General features: G+C 34.0%; 14 protein-coding genes. 5 read left to right on the top strand and 9 right to left on the bottom strand.

The window, feature by feature from the left end; all coding sequences use genetic code 11:
* Window positions 1–123: 123 nt before the first annotated feature.
* Complete coding sequence (locus KHA98_RS02305; protein WP_213254865.1) at window positions 124–501, bottom strand: heavy-metal-associated domain-containing protein; 378 nt, start codon at window positions 499–501, stop codon at window positions 124–126.
* A 100-nt stretch (window positions 502–601) separates the two neighbouring features.
* Between KHA98_RS02305 and KHA98_RS02300 the strand changes: the two genes are divergently transcribed.
* Window positions 602–1,468 (top strand): DMT family transporter, encoded by an 867-nt coding sequence (locus tag KHA98_RS02300; protein WP_213254863.1) that lies wholly within the window; start codon window positions 602–604, stop codon window positions 1,466–1,468.
* 262 nt (window positions 1,469–1,730) lie between these two features.
* Here KHA98_RS02300 and KHA98_RS02295 read toward each other — a convergent pair whose 3' ends face one another.
* Both KHA98_RS02295 and KHA98_RS02290 read right to left on the bottom strand, forming a co-directional pair.
* Window positions 1,731–3,779, bottom strand: coding sequence for an insulinase family protein (locus KHA98_RS02295; protein ID WP_213254862.1), 2,049 nt, complete (start codon window positions 3,777–3,779; stop codon window positions 1,731–1,733).
* A 12-nt stretch (window positions 3,780–3,791) separates the two neighbouring features.
* Window positions 3,792–5,114, bottom strand: a complete 1,323-nt coding sequence (locus tag KHA98_RS02290) for a M16 family metallopeptidase (protein ID WP_213254861.1) — start codon at window positions 5,112–5,114, stop codon at window positions 3,792–3,794.
* A 273-nt stretch (window positions 5,115–5,387) separates the two neighbouring features.
* Here KHA98_RS02290 and rplU point away from each other — a divergent pair, with 273 nt between their 5' ends.
* The 3 genes from rplU (at window position 5,388) to KHA98_RS02275 (ending at window position 7,758) form a co-directional block, all read left to right on the top strand.
* The gene (rplU, locus tag KHA98_RS02285; protein ID WP_068844917.1) at window positions 5,388–5,825 is read left to right on the top strand and encodes a 50S ribosomal protein L21; all 438 of its coding nucleotides are present in this window, start codon (window positions 5,388–5,390) and stop codon (window positions 5,823–5,825) included.
* Window positions 5,826–5,849: 24 nt separating this feature from the next.
* Window positions 5,850–6,110: a 50S ribosomal protein L27 gene (gene rpmA / locus KHA98_RS02280; protein ID WP_068844918.1), complete on the top strand. Its 261-nt coding sequence runs from the start codon at window positions 5,850–5,852 to the stop codon at window positions 6,108–6,110.
* Between the two features lie 337 nt (window positions 6,111–6,447).
* Window positions 6,448–7,758, top strand: coding sequence for a hypothetical protein (locus tag KHA98_RS02275; protein ID WP_246522113.1), 1,311 nt, complete (start codon window positions 6,448–6,450; stop codon window positions 7,756–7,758).
* Between the two features lie 152 nt (window positions 7,759–7,910).
* On the opposite strand, the gene KHA98_RS02270 is transcribed toward KHA98_RS02275, so the two are convergent.
* On the bottom strand, window positions 7,911–10,643 hold the full coding sequence (locus KHA98_RS02270; protein WP_246522111.1) for an AsmA family protein: 2,733 nt from the start codon (window positions 10,641–10,643) through the stop codon (window positions 7,911–7,913).
* 96 nt (window positions 10,644–10,739) lie between these two features.
* Window positions 10,740–11,321: a tRNA-(ms[2]io[6]A)-hydroxylase gene (gene miaE / locus KHA98_RS02265; RefSeq protein ID WP_065448101.1), complete on the bottom strand. Its 582-nt coding sequence runs from the start codon at window positions 11,319–11,321 to the stop codon at window positions 10,740–10,742.
* A gap of 114 nt (window positions 11,322–11,435) precedes the next feature.
* On the opposite strand from miaE, the gene KHA98_RS02260 reads away from it, so the two are divergent.
* The gene (locus KHA98_RS02260; protein ID WP_213254859.1) at window positions 11,436–12,680 is read left to right on the top strand and encodes a glycosyltransferase family 4 protein; all 1,245 of its coding nucleotides are present in this window, start codon (window positions 11,436–11,438) and stop codon (window positions 12,678–12,680) included.
* On the opposite strand, the gene KHA98_RS02255 is transcribed toward KHA98_RS02260, so the two are convergent.
* The 4 genes from KHA98_RS02255 to KHA98_RS02240 all read right to left on the bottom strand — a co-directional run bounded on the left by KHA98_RS02255 (window position 12,677) and on the right by KHA98_RS02240 (window position 16,509).
* Window positions 12,677–13,555, bottom strand: coding sequence for a helix-turn-helix domain-containing protein (locus KHA98_RS02255; protein ID WP_213254858.1), 879 nt, complete (start codon window positions 13,553–13,555; stop codon window positions 12,677–12,679). The two genes, KHA98_RS02260 and KHA98_RS02255, sit on opposite strands and share 4 nt — an antisense overlap.
* 97 nt (window positions 13,556–13,652) lie before the next feature.
* A complete protein-coding gene (locus KHA98_RS02250; protein ID WP_213254857.1) occupies window positions 13,653–14,183 on the bottom strand; it encodes a carboxymuconolactone decarboxylase family protein in 531 nt (176 codons plus the stop codon).
* Window positions 14,184–14,204: 21 nt separating this feature from the next.
* On the bottom strand, window positions 14,205–14,468 hold the full coding sequence (locus tag KHA98_RS02245; RefSeq protein ID WP_213254855.1) for a hypothetical protein: 264 nt from the start codon (window positions 14,466–14,468) through the stop codon (window positions 14,205–14,207).
* 193 nt (window positions 14,469–14,661) lie between these two features.
* Window positions 14,662–16,509 (bottom strand): hydrolase/aminopeptidase, encoded by a 1,848-nt coding sequence (locus KHA98_RS02240; RefSeq protein ID WP_213254853.1) that lies wholly within the window; start codon window positions 16,507–16,509, stop codon window positions 14,662–14,664.
* Window positions 16,510–16,598: the final 89 nt, after the last annotated feature.

The following is a 16,598-nucleotide window of genomic DNA, read 5'->3' as shown; positions in this document are numbered from 1 at the left end:
TCATATTTCTTTACGGGAAACCACATTCAGGTTATTTTTTTTGAAACTATTAAGAACCTTGATTAAAAGAATAAAAAAAAGGATCCAAAATTTGGATCCTTTTTTATGAAAATAATTTAGAATTTAAGATTTAAAATTCGAAACTTTATATGTTTTTCCGTCTCCGGTTCCCTGAACAGTTTTAGTTAAAGACTCAGGATTTTGAACTGTTTTGTCAAAAGTTACCGTTGCAGTTTTTTTCTCAAAATCAACAGTTGCTTTTTCTACACCGTCAAGATCGGTTAATTCTTTTTCAATTGTTTTGGCACATCCCATAGCGCAAGTCATTCCTTCAATTTCAAAACTTGCCGTTTGTACATTTTCGGCAGCAATTGGTTTGTGCTCTTTTGGGGCAGCAGTTTCAGATTTTATATTCGCTAAGTTTTTATCTTCTTCTTTTTTGCAGCTTACTAATACTAAACCGGCAATTGCAAGGGCTGCTATTGTTTTTGTAAATTTCATATTTATAATTTTAGATTTGTCGATATGTTTGTTGCAAAATTAATAAAAATCAAGAGGTCAGTTCGTAAAAATAATACAAATTTGCAGTAAAATACGGTATATGGAAGCAAAACAATTAAAGTGGGCTTATTTATTGATTCTTTCGTTAATCTGGGGGAGTTCTTTTATTTTAATTAAAAGAGGGCTTGTTGGGTTAACGGCGATTCAGGTAGGTTCCTTCCGAATTATTTTTGCAGCCTTATTTTTATTGCTTGTTGGTTTTAAAAGTTTAAAGAAAATTTCGCGTCACCAATGGAAATTTGTTGCCATAACATCCATTTTCGGAACTTTTACTCCCGCTTATCTTTTTGCCATTGCCGAAACTCAGGTTGATAGTTCAATTGTGGCGATTTTAAATTCATTAACGCCTTTGAATACTTTGGTTTTGGGAATTATCATTTTCGGGATTCAGTTTCAAAAACGACAAGTTTTGGGTGTTTTTGTCGGTTTGATAGGATGTTTGCTTTTGGTTTTAACAGGCAATTCTGCTTCAGGCGGACAAAATTATCTATATGTTCTTTTGGTTGTAATTGCGACACTTTGTTATGCAATCAACGTTAATTTGATCAAGAAATATTTATCCGATTTAAATTCGGTAAGCATCACAACAGGAAATTTTACGGTTTTATTAATTCCGGCTTTACTTATTTTAAGTACAACAGATATTTCTCAAAGAATCAATATTGATGTAACCCAACATTCTATCTTTTTTGTAATGATTTTAGGAGTTCTGGGAACCGGAATCGCTAATATTTTATTCTTTAAACTTATACAAATGTCATCACCGGTTTTTGCAACATCGGTAACGTATTTAATTCCGATAGTGGCTTTTTTCTGGGGACTGTTAGATAACGAAATGCTTACACCAATTCAGTTTTTTGGAGCGTTTATTATCTTGATTGGGGTTTATTTGTCGGCGAGGAAGTGATTTTTTTAAGTTATGAATTATGAGTTATAAGTTATGAGTGAAAAGTGATTTGTAAAATGTGAAAAGAATTGAAGTTCAGTTTGTCACTCTGAGTGTAGTCGAAGAGCGTGCCAATAGGAACCGGGCTTCGACTAAGCTCAGCCTGACAAACGATATGAATAAAAAAAAGCTTTGTCAAAGTTTCAAACTTTGACAAAGCTTTCAAGAATTCTTAGAACCTTAGCATCTCAGAACCTTAGTACCTCAGTCCCTTAACATCTTTCTAAAGAAAATCTGCATCAGAAACTCCTTCGTTGATTTTAATATCCGACATTTTAATGTCTAATTCAAAACCAACATTCTGAACTAAGTTAAAAGGAACTTTTACGCCTTTTACTTCTTTATAGTCATTAAAGTTTGTTATTTGTGTAGCTGATTTTCCGCCTTGTTCACGAACTTTAGACTCTGCAACTTTCAATCCTGATTTTACATCATAAAAGTAAGTTGTTTTACCGTCTTTTATGGCGTAAGCATCGTTACCGTTGATAGGTTCAATGCTGTCTACTTTTAAATCAGTTCTTTTTACCAATTGAAGTTCTTCAAACGGAGCTGCATTTGCTTTCATGTCTTTAAGATCTTCACCTTCCAGATTTTTACGTTGTCCTTGTTGTTCGATATAAGCGCCTTTATCGTTAACAACCTGCTTCATCAAATTCATAGTTCCCATTGCAAGCGACACCATCATTTTTCCTTTAGAATCTAATTTAGAGGTAAAAGTTAATGGAGCTGGTGCCTGCGGAACTGTAGTTGTTCCGTTCATTGCTAATGTTTTTACTGCCGAAACTGCTTTTTCTCCACCAATTGCTTTAATGTAGTTTTCGAAAACAGTTTTTGCAGTAACTCCGGTTGGAGCTTCTTTTTTAGTTACCGGTTTTTCGATTGGATTTCCGTATTTATCAAAATAGAAAATCGGAATTTGAAGTTTTTCTAAACCAGTAATTACGTCAGAACCTTTTCCGGCAATTACAATACGCATATTGTCTAAAAGGAAATATTTGTTGGCTACACGATAAATATCGTCAGCAGTAACACTATTTATAGTCTGAATATATTTTTCGTAGAAATCTGCCGGAAGTTTTTCTGTTTCAATGTTCAGTGCATAACGAGCAACAGCTTGTGGTTTTTCAACCTGCATTACAAAACGGCCAATATATCCTGCTTTTACATTTCTTAAAACTTCAGGATCTACTCTTTCTGTACGAATTCTTTTGATTTCTTTTATAAACTGAACCACAGCACTGTCTGTAACGGTGTTTCTAACCGCAGACGAAGCTTTGAATTTAGTTACATATTTTCCGCTTCCAATGCTTGAGTTTGCGCCGTAAGTCCAGGCGTGTTGTTCGCGCAGGTTCATATTTAAATAACTATTGAAGTCGCCTCCTAAAATTTGATTTGCAATTACAGCAGGGAAAAAATCAGGATCGCTCATTCTTAAATTAACCGTATTTACTAAAGAAATTTCAGATTGTACCGCGTTTGGAACGTCTACAAAATCAATTTGTAATTTAGAAACGTTTTCCGGATTAGGATACGAATTTTTTGGTGCTGTTTGCTTTTTCCATCCACCAAAAAGTTTCTCAACTGCCGATTTGGTTTCTTTAAATTTAACGTCTCCGATAATGACTAAATAAGCATTTTCGGGAACAAAATAAGTAGCGTAATTTGCCTGAACATCTGCAAGGGTTACATTTTTTACTGTTTCTTCCGATAAATATTCTCCAGCTGGATGGTTTTTTCCAAAAGCTAAAACGTCAACAACGCGGTTGGCGATTGCAGGAACGCTTTTTTCATCGGCTTTAAGACCTTCGATTAGTTTTGCTTTTTCTTTGTCAAATTCAGTTTGGGTGAAATTAGGTTGTAAAGCTCCTTCGGCCAAAAGTTCTAAAACACGTCCCGAATATTTTGAAAGCGAACTTGCATAAGCGCCTTGAGACGAGAAATTAATATTGGCTCCGTAAAAGTCAATTTCTTCATTAAAAGCCTCTTTGGTTGTTTTTTTAGTTCCGTTACCAATTAAACTGCTTGTTAAGTCGTCAACCCCTTTTTTGTTTCCTTCGGTAAAAGGCGCGTTGTCCAACGTAAGATTAAAACTTACTCTTGGCAGTTTATGGTTTTCAACGATCAAAACTTTCATTCCGTTTGCCAAAACAAAAGTTTGCGGTTTTTTGATGTTGACTACAGGCGGATTTCCTGGTTTTGGTTGTGGTCTGTCTTGTGCTTGCATAATTCCGGTAAGGAATAAAAGGATTAAAACTGTATGTATTTTTTTCATGATTCGAGACTCTTAATTTTGAACTTTAGTTGTAGGGATGTAATCTAAAATTAAACGCTGATTTGGGTTTAAATACTTCTTGGCAACTTCTCTAATTTCTTCTCTGGTAATAGAGTGGTAAAGATCAATTTCGGTATTAATTAAATTTACGTCTCCATAAAGTAAGTAATACGAAGCAAGATTCTCGGCAATTCCTTCAACAGTTGCATTTGCGTTTACAAAATTATTGTCGAATTTGTTTTGTAATTTTTCGTAGTCTTTCTCAGAAATCAAATCGGTTTGGATTTTTACAATTTCTTCGTCCATTTCTTTTAAGATATCGGCAGTTGTATTTGGAGCCATTGGTAATCCATATAATATATAGGTCCCGTAATCTTCCTGATTAAAACCAACAGCACCAATTTGAAGCGCCATTTTTTTATCGTCAACTATTTTTTTGTACAGCTTAGAGCTTTTTCCATCACTTAAGTAAGAAGAAATCAGGTCTAAAACCCTTGCGTCTCTTGTTTTCATAGACGGCGTTCTGTACGAAGCGACAACCATCGGGATCTGAATATTAGGATCCTCGTAAGTTGCTTTTATAGTTTGCGTGATTGGTTCTTCAACAAAAGTTTGTTTTTTTACTTCTTCACCTCGTGGAATTGGTGCAAAATATTTCTGAATCCATTCTTTGGTTTTTACTTTATCAAAATCTCCTGCAACTACCAATACAGCATTGTTTGGCGTGTAGAATTTTTTGTTGAAAGCCTGAAATTCTTCTAAAGTTGCAGCATCAAGATCTTTCATAGAACCGATAGTGGTCCAGCGGTACGGATGATTTTTGAACATGTATTTTTTTACCTCAGGAATGATGTTTCCGTAAGGCTGATTGTCGTAACGCATTCTTTTTTCTTCCTTTACAACTTCATTTTGCGTTTCAACACCAATTTTGTTGATTATAGGATGCATCAAACGTTCAGATTCCATCCATAATCCTAATTCTAAACTGTTTGACGGGAAAACTTCGTAATAATAGGTTCTGTCGTCTGAAGTGTTGGCATTGTTAACACCACCATTTGCGGTGACGATTTTCATCCATTCTCCGCGTTTAATATTTTGAGTTCCTTCAAATAATAAGTGTTCGAAGAAATGCGCAAAACCGGTACGATCCGGGCGTTCATCTTTTGAGCCAACGTGATACATTACCGATGTAATTACAACGGGCGCAGAAGGATCGTTGTGCAAAATTACATGCATGCCATTGTCTAAATTGTATTCTTCAAAAGCTACTTTTTGAGCATGAGCAACTCCGCCAAGCATTAGTGCAGCACTTAACATCATTATTGAATTTTTCATAGAGATTAATAATTTTTATTTACCTTAAATAAATAGGTAGTCAAGACTTGATTATCGTTACATCAAAAATACCTTTTTTTAGTTAGGATTTAAAAGTCTGTCCATATTTTGATGAAATTTAACAGATAATTACTTTCAAATACATTTTTTGTAAGCTCAAAACACCTTGAAAAACAGCTGTTAAAGCGAATTAAATATTTTTAGAATTAGGGATTGCACAGTAAAATATTAGTTGTATATTTGCAACCTTAAAAATCAATAAATCAATTTGGTATGTATGCAATCGTAGAGATAGCAGGGCAACAATTTAAAGTAAGCAAAGACTTAAAGGTTTATGTTCACCGTTTGGCTAACGAAGAAGGTTCAAAAGTTTCTTTTGACAAAGTTCTTTTATTAGACGATAACGGAAATGTAACTTTAGGCGCCCCAGCTATAGAAGGTGCTTCAGTAGAAGCTAAAGTGTTACAACACTTAAAAGGTGATAAAGTTATCGTTTTCAAAAAGAAAAGAAGAAAAGGATACAAAAAAAGAAATGGTCACAGACAATATCTTACTCAAATTGTAATTGAAGGTATTACTGCAGCAGGAGGAACTAAAAAAGCAGCAGCTAAAAAAGCGGTTGTAGCAGAAGATGCAGCTACTGAAGAAGTAGAAGCTCCTAAAGCTAAAAAAGCAGCTCCAAAAGCAAAAAAAGAAGCTACTAAAGAATAATAACAATATTTAAACTCATACGTCATGGCTCACAAGAAAGGTGTCGGTAGTTCGAAGAATGGTAGAGAATCAGAATCAAAACGCTTAGGTATTAAGATTTTTGGTGGTCAGGCTGCTATTGCTGGTAACATCATCGTTAGACAAAGAGGTTCAAAACATAATCCAGGTGAAAACGTTTACATTAGTAAAGATCACACTCTACACGCAAGAGTAGCTGGAGTTGTTAAGTTCCAAAAGAAAAAAGATAACAAATCTTATGTATCTATCCTTCCATTCGAAGCATAATCATTAAGATAAATTATTATAGAAAACCCGTTCAGAAATGAACGGGTTTTTTGTTTTAAACAAAGATTGTTCATTCCGTAGGAATTAGAATTAAGTTTAGATTGCAGTTACGTTCCGTAAGAGCGTTTGAATAATGAGAACGGTGTATTGCTTATTAAAAAAAAACAAATGTCCCTACTGGGCAAAATGCAAACAATGCTGTGTTTGCCAATGAGATATTCCTTCGGAATATACAAGGATTGTGTTATTGACGGATGTTATTTGTTTATTAACGAATGAAGAAAAAAAGCTTACATTTACTATTTTGGTTTACTTTTTATCTCCTAAATTTTAAAAGTTGAAGAAAATAATAGTACTTATATTCCTGTGCTGTTTCAGTATGTACGGGAAAACGGTTTCAGATAGTGTCAACAATCACTTAAGTTTGCTAAATGATAAACAAAAAACAGTTTTGTATGAATTAGCAGTTCTTAAAAAGAATAGTGTAAATGCTGATGAATTTTGGCTGAAACACAAAAATGAGTTCCCGAAATTTGATAATAAAGTACGAGACGAATTAGCTTCACAGGTTTTTGTCAACTCACAGGTTGTTTATTCTCCGCCTAAAAATTCAGCAATTCAATTTTGGATGCAGACACAGTTGTTAACCAATTGGATGTTTTATTTATCGGCATTTATTGCTATTTGTGCTCTTTTGGCTTTGTTTAAAAGATATTGGAGTCTTCTGATTCAGTTTTTGATTAATCGTCTGGCGCCTTTATTTAAATTTTTATTTTCACCGGTTTTGTTAACCTATGAATTACTTTTAATTGGTGCGGCTTGCGTATTTTATGGGTGTTTAATAGAAGATTTTGTACTGCGAACAGTAATTGTTCATTTAGGATTGTTTTTGTTGTGGAGTCAGTCTACGGCTATTTTTACTAAAGAATACTGGGTAAAAAAGTATGTGTACGAAATCGAAAATAACTTTTGGGGATCAGATCCGTGGGAAACAATAAAAACAATCAGTTTTCCGGCTGTTGTTGTAACACTTGCTCTTCTGTTTGTGTTGTATAAAGTTCCACAGGATATTTTCTATAATTATGAAATAGTTATTTCCAGTATTGCAGCGATTTATGCATTGCCTTTTTGGCGTTCTCTGGAGAAATATATCTATCCGGTTTTATTTCCTTTTAGTGCAGCGGATGATAATAGGGATAGAAGTATTAATTCACTAGGTGCTTGTATGGTCATAGCAATTATTGTAAGTGTTACGCTTGCTTTTCAGTTGAATCCGGTTTTTAACAACATAATATCGGCTTTGGTAAGTTTGTTGATGCTGTCGTTCTTAATTATATCTTCCAAAATAAATCACAAGCGCAGTTTTAGAAACTACTGTTATCTACAGTTTATTACTATTGTTTTTCTTCTTGCAGCTTTAGCTTATGGTTATTTTGTCCGTTTAAACGAAATTATCTGGTTTTCAATAATAGGAACAAGTTTGTTTATTTTAATAAAATATATGGAAATCTTCTCGTTTTTCTCTGATTGGAAACGAGGAAGAGCCTGGGCTTGGAAATTGATGGGTTTAGCCGGATTGTTATGGCTTATGGGTAAAGGAATCTTATATGTTTCTGAAATGCTTTTTATTACGACATCAACACTCTAAAAAGAAAAACCTTTGTCAAAGTTTTAAGCTTCAACAAAGGTTTTTAATTTTTATATGAGATTTCAAATTTTCCTAATTTAGAATTTAAAGATTAGATTTTTCGAATTGGAATTTGGAATTTTAAAATTTGGGATTTTTCAAAATTTGGAATTTCATTCCTCAGTATCTTTTGTTTCTTCCAGATCCTGCGATTTTCTTCCGACTTTTATTTTCGGATTATCCTGAGTTCCGGTTACGGTTAACGGAATTCCGAATATACCTAACGGAGGTAACCCTAAACGCATTTTTAAGTTCAGTTTTCCGTCCAGCGTTGTTGTGCCTTCAATTCTTGGTCTAAAGCCTGCAAACTTAAATTTAAAGCGCTCTACAGTCATAATGTTGTTTTTGATTGTAGTTTTAATATCAACTTTAGAAAGGTCGGGGTTTTTCATCGACTCCGAGTTTGTTTCTTTGCTTACTGCATTAAACATTTTCAATCCGCGTACTTTTACATCCTTTATAGAAAGAACTCCGCCTCCGGTAAGTGATGGATAAACAGGTTCCATGTTTGCGTTTAAACGACCCTTTAGCTGATAATCTAAAGAAACAATTCCTTGTGCTTTCTCTGCTGCGCTTGCCATTTTTCTAAAAACTTCAATTTCATTGTAAGCTCTTTTAATGTCAAAATCAGATGCTTTTATAGCGTAGTCAAAATTAGCTTTTTTAGGTGTTACTGCCTGATAATTGGCATTCATGCTAACATTGCAGCCAATTAAATTGAAACCGGTATTTTGCATGTTTAGCTTTCCGTTTTTCATGCTAAGATTTCCGGTTGCATTTTGCAGGTTGAGTTTATCAAATGAAACTTTTTGTGCATTTGCAGTGAACTGTAAATTCAGATTGGACGGAATAATAATAACTCCTGTCTGTTGTGTCTGAGTTTGTTTTGTTTCCGTTTTTGGATCAGAACTTTGAGTTACCGAAGTATTAGGATAAGTGCTCGACATGAATTCATCGACATTTATATATCTTGATGATGACTTAAATGAGCCTTTTAAAACACCAGTATTGGTTGTGGCATAATTAAGAACATTTTGTAAATAACCATTCATTTTAAAATCAGATTGGCCATAAGCGGCCAAAAAATTATTAAAATACATTTTATCCTGATTGATTTTGAAAATACCTTCTTTGATAATAAATCTTTTAGGCAGGTATTCTGATGTAATACCAATATTGCGTAATTCAAGCGTTCCTTTATTGTGAAGTTTACTGTAGTTGCCTTTTTCAGCATCGCTTTGTTTTCCTTTTAAAACAACATCTGCTTTTACAAAACCATCTAAATCAAGACCTTTTTGAGAGAAGACTCTGTAGATTTTATTGACATCCAATTCTCCTTTTGCTTTAATGTCATAAGATAAATCATTAAAATTACTCAGATCGGCGTCTACAAAAACAGGCTTTCCTTCAAAAGTAAATTGAGCAGGTTTAAGTTTGATTTTCAAATCATCGTAAGTTCCTTTTTGATTGTTAATATTAGCGTTTACGATAATGTTTGTAATCGGATTTGGATAGTATTTTGTTTTTAAATATCCGTTTTCTAAATTGATGTATCCGTTTGTAACAGGAAGACGTTTGTTTTTTGTGTCAAGTTTTCCGTCTACTTTAATATCTCCGGCTAAATTTCCTTTTAATTCTATTTCAGGAATTCCGAGTGCCTTCATTAGTTTTTCAAGATCAATCTTAGCTTTAAAATCGGCATTAATATCCGGTGTATTGATACCTTTTACGTAGAATCTAGATTTTAAATAATCCTTATTTATGTTAAGCGATACATTTTTTGCATCGACAATAGCAAGATCCGGATTTAGTGACGGAACTCTGGTTTTAACGTCTAAATTTAAGTTTGAAACCGGAAAAGCACTTTTGTTATAATTGACAAATCCGCTGTCGATTTTTACATCAAGATCAAGTTCCGGGGCAATATTCTGCGAAGCGATATAATCTCCTTTAAGGGTTAAAAGAAGGTTTGTGTTTCCTTTTAATTCCGTTTTAGAAAGCCAGGTAATATATTTTGGAGGAAAAGCAGTAAAAACGTCGTATAGCTTGCTGTTGGTGGATTTTATAACAAAATCCATGTTGTAGCCATCTTTCAGAAAGTCAAATTTTCCTTTAAAATCGACTAAAAGCTGATTGATTTTCAAGTCATTTTGCTGAAAGAAAAAAGATAAAGAGTTTACATTTACTTTTGTAATTAAGTCGGCATTTACCTTTTTGTTCATTAAATAAGGTTCGCCTTCGTAAATAACATTTAGTTTTTCTATTTTGGCTTTAGAATAAAGGTCAAAAACCGATTTGTTTAAATCTCCTTTTCCCAGATAATCAAATCCAAAAGCATCAAAATGCACTTTGGTAGAAAGGTCATCATAGATTATTTTACTGTTTAAAATCTCAATTCGCTCCAGTTTTAAGGCTGTTTCGGTACTGTCTTCCGGCTTTGTGGCAGCTTTAGATTTATAGATGTTATAGTTTGCTTCTCCTTCGGCATTTACTTTTACATTAATAAAAGAATCAGATAAATAAATCTGATCAATTTCTACTGCTTTGCTAAATATTAAACTGACGATATTAATTCCAAAAGAAACTTCTTTGGCTGTAATAAATTTTTCGTTTGTATAAGGCGCAGATCCGTTAAGGCTTAAATTGTCCAGTGTTAAAGTCAGGGAAGGGAAGTGGTGAAAAAAGGAGACAGAAACATCAGAATAATTTAGTTCTGCACTAAGTTTTTCATTTGCGGTCTTTTTAATTTGTTCTTTAATTTTATCAGCAAAAATAATAGGTGTTAAAAATAATAAGGCAATAAATACAGCAAGAGTAATTCCTGTGTATTTTGCTATTTTTAACAAGACGGATTTTGTTTTATTTTTTGACATAAAAAAAAGTGCTATACGGTGTGGTATTTAAAAAGAGAATATGTTCTAAAGAAAAAAAGAAACTGTATACTATCCGTGTACAGTTTCTTTCTTTCCATAATTTGTAATGATTGAACCTTCATATTCGATCCATTCTTTCCAACGTTTGTCAATATCTATGTTGTCTGTATATTTTCGTGCAAAGCCTAAAAAAGTAGTATAGTGTCCGGCTTCTGAAATCATTAAGTCGCGGTAAAATTTAGCTAATTCCTCGTCTTTTATATTTTCTGAAAGCACTTTGAATCGCTCGCAGCTTCTGGCTTCTATCATGGCCGAGAATAATAAACGATCGCAAAGAGCGTCTTTTCGGCTTCCGTCTTTTTTCATGAATTTAAAAAGTTCATTTACATAATGATCTTTTCTTTCACGACCCAGAGTAAGGCCTCTTTTCTTGATAATGTCGTGAACCATTTGTAAATGTTCCAGTTCTTCTCTTGCAATAACAAGCATTTCGGTAACTAATTCCTCCAATTCAGAATTGTATGTGACTAAACTAATCGCATTTGAAGCCGCTTTTTGTTCACACCAGGCATGATCCGTTAAAATTTCTTCGATATTCGATTCAACAATATTGACCCAGCGCGGGTCTGTAGCTAATTTTAGTCCTAACATAATTTCATAGAATTTAGTTCCTGCAAAATTAGTGTTTTTTTGCAACCAAAAGTCAGTAAATATGGTGCAAAAACGTTCAAAAAAGCATTATTTTGTAAAATGAAACCAAATAAAATGGAACGGCTAAAAAAACTTTTAATTATTGGCTTTGTTTGGCCGGAACCAAATTCATCTGCTGCAGGTAGCAGAATGATGCAATTGATCTCTATTTTTAAAAAAGGCGGATTTGAAATTACATTTGCAAGTCCTGCTTTAGATAGTGATTTCATGGTGGATTTAAATGCGTATGGAGTCGAAAAAAGGAACATTGCTTTAAACAGTGCTACCTTTGATGATTTTATTGTAGAATTAAATCCTGATGTTGTTTTGTTTGATCGTTTTATGATCGAAGAACAATTTGGCTGGCGTGTTGCCGAAAAATGTCCAAAAGCCATTCGTCTCTTAGATACAGAAGATTTGCATAGTTTGCGAACTGCGAGACAAAAAGCATTTAAAGAAAGCAGGGTTTTTGAATTGACTGATTTGCTTTCTGAAGAAGTTGCAAAACGTGAAATCGCCAGTATTTTAAGATGTGATTTGTCTTTTATGATTTCTGAATTTGAAATGGAGGTTTTAAAAAATGTCTTTAAAATTGATTCTGCTGTATTGCGTTATTTGCCCTTTTTAGTTGATGAAATGACAGAGGGAAATCTTTTGGAACTGCCTTTGTTTAACGAAAGAAAGCATTTTGTTTTTATAGGTAATTTTCTTCATGAACCTAATTGGAATACTGTTCAGTACCTAAAAGAAACCATTTGGCCTTTGATAAAAAAGCAATTACCGGAAGCTGTTTTAGAAGTTTATGGTGCTTATCCTTCTCAAAAGGTTCTGCAATTACATCAGCCCAAAAATGGATTTTATATTATGGGAAGAGCAGCCAATGCAATAGAAGTGGTAAAAAACGCCCGAATTGTTTTGGCGCCAATTCGTTTTGGAGCGGGTCTAAAAGGAAAATTATTAGAAGCAATGCAATGCGGAACACCAAGTATTACGACATCTATTGGTTCGGAAGCAATGCATGCAAATTTGCCTTGGAATGGTTTTATTACAGATGATGTTGAGGAGTTTGCAAAACAGGCTGTTCTTTTATATGAGGATGAAAATCTTTGGAAACAGGCCCAGTTAAATGGAATTGCTATTGTAAATGAATGTTTTTTGACTGATAAGTATGCAGAGAAATTAATAGAATCAGTAAATGCTTTAATGGTTGATTCCGAAAGTCATCGTCTACACAATTTCATGGGAACTCTTTTGCATTATCATACTTTAAAAAGTACCAAATACATGTCAAAATGGATTGAAGCTAAAAATAAGAATTAAGACTGCATTTTTCCAAAACCGACCGTTTCACGATAAATCTGAGGTGAAACATCTGCATTTGTTTTAAAGAAACGGCTGAAATAATGTTCATCATCATAACCCAGTTCGTAAGCGATTTCTTTTACGGTTTTGTTGGTCATGTACAATTCTCTTTTGGCTTCTATAATAATTCTTTCGGAAATTAAATCAGTAAGTGTTTTGTTGAAATAGTTTTTGGATAATTTGGCTAGTGCTTTTGGTGAAATGTTCAATAAATCGGCATAATTTCCAGCCGAATGTTTGGTCTTGAAATTAAGTTCAATCGCATCTTTCAGGTTTTGAAGAATAATAGGTTCTTTAGAATCGGGAACTGATTTTATTTCTTCTAATTGTTCGGTTTTTAATCGTGAAGCAGTAATGAGAAAAATCTTCAAATAAGAAATTAGAGATTCATATTGAGCTAATTCAGCGTTTTGAATTTCAGATTTCATTTGCTCTAAAACCATTTTAAAAGTCTGTGAAGCTTGTTCTGTAACCAAAACATAAGGTGGCTGATAAATATTATTGAACAAAACGCCATTGCAGGAAACTTCTTTTTGGTGCATGTGAATGCAATAAAAATCAGGGTGAAAGTGAATTGCAATTCCTTCAACAGGTTCACTTACGCATAGCATAAAAGGCTGATAAGGAGAGAAGGCGAGAAGTGAGTTTTCTTTAAAATAATGCTCTGCAAAATCAGCTTTGACTTTTCCTTTTCCCTTGGTTACCCAAATTAAGGAATAATAATTATTGCGCTGTAAATGATCAAAATGAATGTTATCCCTAAATGGAAGAATTTTGAAAGCTAGATTTCCGGTTTGGGGATTTATTAAAGTAGAAACATTTTGAGAGCTCATGATCTATTTTGTTTTAAAAATATAAAGATAGCTATGAAATGAATTCACAGCTATCTTTATAAATTGTTTTTTGTTATAGTGCTTGCGTAATTCTTAATTAAACCGCTGGAAAGTCAATTTCAGTATTGGCAACGTTGTTAAAGTAGTTTGTTAGAACATTTAAAGCAACGTGAGCAATAGTTTCTGCAATTTCAGCGTCAGTAACTCCTGCGTTTTTTGCTTTGTTTACATCTTCATCATTTACTAAACCATTTTTACTGATTAATGTTTTAGCCAATTGTAAAATAGCTTCTGTTTTAGCGTCGTCTGAATTTCCTGTTCTTGCTGCTTTTAGAACTGTCGGATCTGCTTTTACTAATTTTTCTCCGATAAAAGTGTGAGCTGCTAAACAATAATCACATGAATTACTTTCTGAAACTGCCAAAGCAATTAGTTCGCCTGTTTTAGCACTCAATTTCCCGTGGCTCAATGCGCCGCTTAAATTTAAGTATCCTTCAAGAACCGCTGGAGAATTTCCCATTGTTCTCATCATGTTCGGCACTACGCCTAATTTTGCTTGTACAGCGTTGAATAAATCTTTAGTTTTTCCTGTTACTTCTTCTGGGTTTAATGCTGTTAATCGTGTCATTTTATTTAATTTTTTATGTTGTTATTTGTTGTTGTCTTTTGACATTACAAAGTTGCAACGATTACAGGTTTTAGAACATGGAGAATGTACGCTATGTGATGGATAATTTTCCCTGGCTTTATTTTCAGGAGCTGATCCAGCTTTCCGCTTCAAGTCCTCGCTCAAAAGCTTGATTTTTCTAAACCATAAAACGAGCTTCCGTTGATCGCTGTTTTGTGGCAAGAAAATCAAGCTTTTGAGCTCCGGGCTTTTCACTTCAATCTGGGCTAGGAAATCCGTTTTCATAAGAGTACTTTTCGTTTATTTTGTCATTTCGACCGAAGGGAGAAATCGCACTCGTAACCACAAAGATTGGCGACTTTCTTTCCGGAGTTTCTTGTGCGATTTCTCCCTTCGGTCGAAATGACAAACTAGACGTAAAAAAAAATAGGTTGTCCTAGAAAGGACAACCTATTTTTAAATTATACTACAGAAAAAGCTATTTCAATAAATCTCCAACTGCCTGAATAGTTGTAGCATGGTAACCCGGTTTTGCTTTTTCAAAAACTTGTTTTGCCCAAACTTTTCCTTCTGGAGTTTTAGCCATTTCTTTGTACAACATCATTACGGATCCAGTTCTGCTGATTCCAATTAAGAATTGCTCAATGGCAGGATTAGCCGCTTTATATTGGTGACTAATTGCCTGAACAAACCACTGACGCTTGATAATGAAATTTCCGCCTTTTGTAAAGTTGAATTCTTTATCAATCGCTTCCATTTCTTTAACCGTAATATCAGCTGGAAGATGATCTATAAAATGTTGTTTTTCTGCCGTTGTTGTGATTTTTTTACTTAAACCTGTAACGCCGGTTTCTCTCCAGCTTTTTTGAATAGCATCGATAGCATCAAAATCTGCTGAACTTACCGGAGTTATATTTGATGGGATTCCCGGTTTGTAAATCCAGTCTTCTAATTTGATTTTATCGGCTAAAGCTTTGTCGCCTTTAATAAGGTTTTCATTGATGTATTTAACAAAGTCTTCTGTTGTAATAGATTTGAAGGCATGCGAATCGAAATAGTTTTTAATAAACGAATCGAATTTCTCGCGTCCAACAGCATTTTCAATAACTCTTAAAAAAGCGTATCCTTTTACATAAGGAATCATGCTAATTCCGTCATCTGGATTTCTTCCGGTAAGGCTAACTTTTAATTTTGTGTCAGGATTTGTATCTCCATATTCAGCTACGTTATCAAGTAATTCTTTACGCGTGATCACATTTTGCATTTCAAATTCTTTTTTGCCGAAGATTTCTTCGCCAATTCTGTGCTCAACATAAGTTGTAAAACCTTCGTTTAACCAAATATCGTCCCAGGTTGCGTTGGTAACTAAGTTTCCGCTCCAGCTATGTCCTAATTCGTGAGCTAATAAACTTGTCAGAGAACGATCTCCTGCAATAACGCCTGGAGTTAAGAAAGTCAGGTTTGGATTTTCCATTCCTCCGTAAGGAAAACTTGGAGGTAATACCAATACATCGTAACGGCCCCAACGATATGGACCGTATAATTTTTCGGCTGCAACAACCATTTTTCCTAATTCAGCAAATTCCCAAGCTGATTTTTTCAACATTGATGGTTCTGCATAAACTCCGGTTCTGTTGTCGATAGATTGAAATTCAATATCTCCAACAGCAATCGCCATTAAGTAAGATGGAATTGCTTTGTCTTGTTTGAAAGTATAAACTCCGGTATCATTTTTCTTTTGCGGATTTACAGCGCTCATTACCGCCATTAAATCTTTAGGAACTGTAACTTTTGCATTGTAGGTAAAACGAATTCCCGGTGAATCCTGACAAGGAATCCATGTACGGGACCAAACACTTTCTCCCTGAGAAAAAACAAAAGGTTTCTTTTTATCTGCTGTTTGAGCTGGTGAAAGCCATTGTAATGCAATAGCGTCTTTTGTTGTGCTGTAGTATATGTTTACTTTAGTTGTAGTAGGTTCAATTGTGATATGAAGGGGTTTTCCGTGAAATTCAACATCCTTTCCAAGTTCGAATTTTGTTTCCTTTTCGTCGTCGCCCAAAGTTACTTTGGTAATGTTTAAAGTATTTTCGTCGAAGATAATCTCATTTCCTTTACTAACATTATCAATTTGCCACGATGCTTTTCCTGAAATGGTTTGCGTGTCAAAATCAACTTTAATATCAAGATCCAGATGTTTTACAACAGCAAGTTCTGGTTTAGAATAACTGTGTTCATCTGTAACAACGGTTGGTTTTTCGGTCTGATCTTTTTTCTGGCAGGCTATCGCTGTCAGAAATAAGAATGCAATGGTAAGTTTTTTCATTTTATGAAGTGTTGAATTTATGGATGAAAATTAAACAAAAAATCCCGTTTTGAGCAAACAAAACGGGATTTAATTATAAAATTAACAGC

Source organism: Flavobacterium branchiicola (assembly GCF_018383905.1).
Classification (GTDB): domain Bacteria; phylum Bacteroidota; class Bacteroidia; order Flavobacteriales; family Flavobacteriaceae; genus Flavobacterium; species Flavobacterium branchiicola.
The sequence above is the reverse complement of the archived record's forward strand: the minus strand, read 5'-3'. Positions and strand labels throughout refer to the sequence as shown.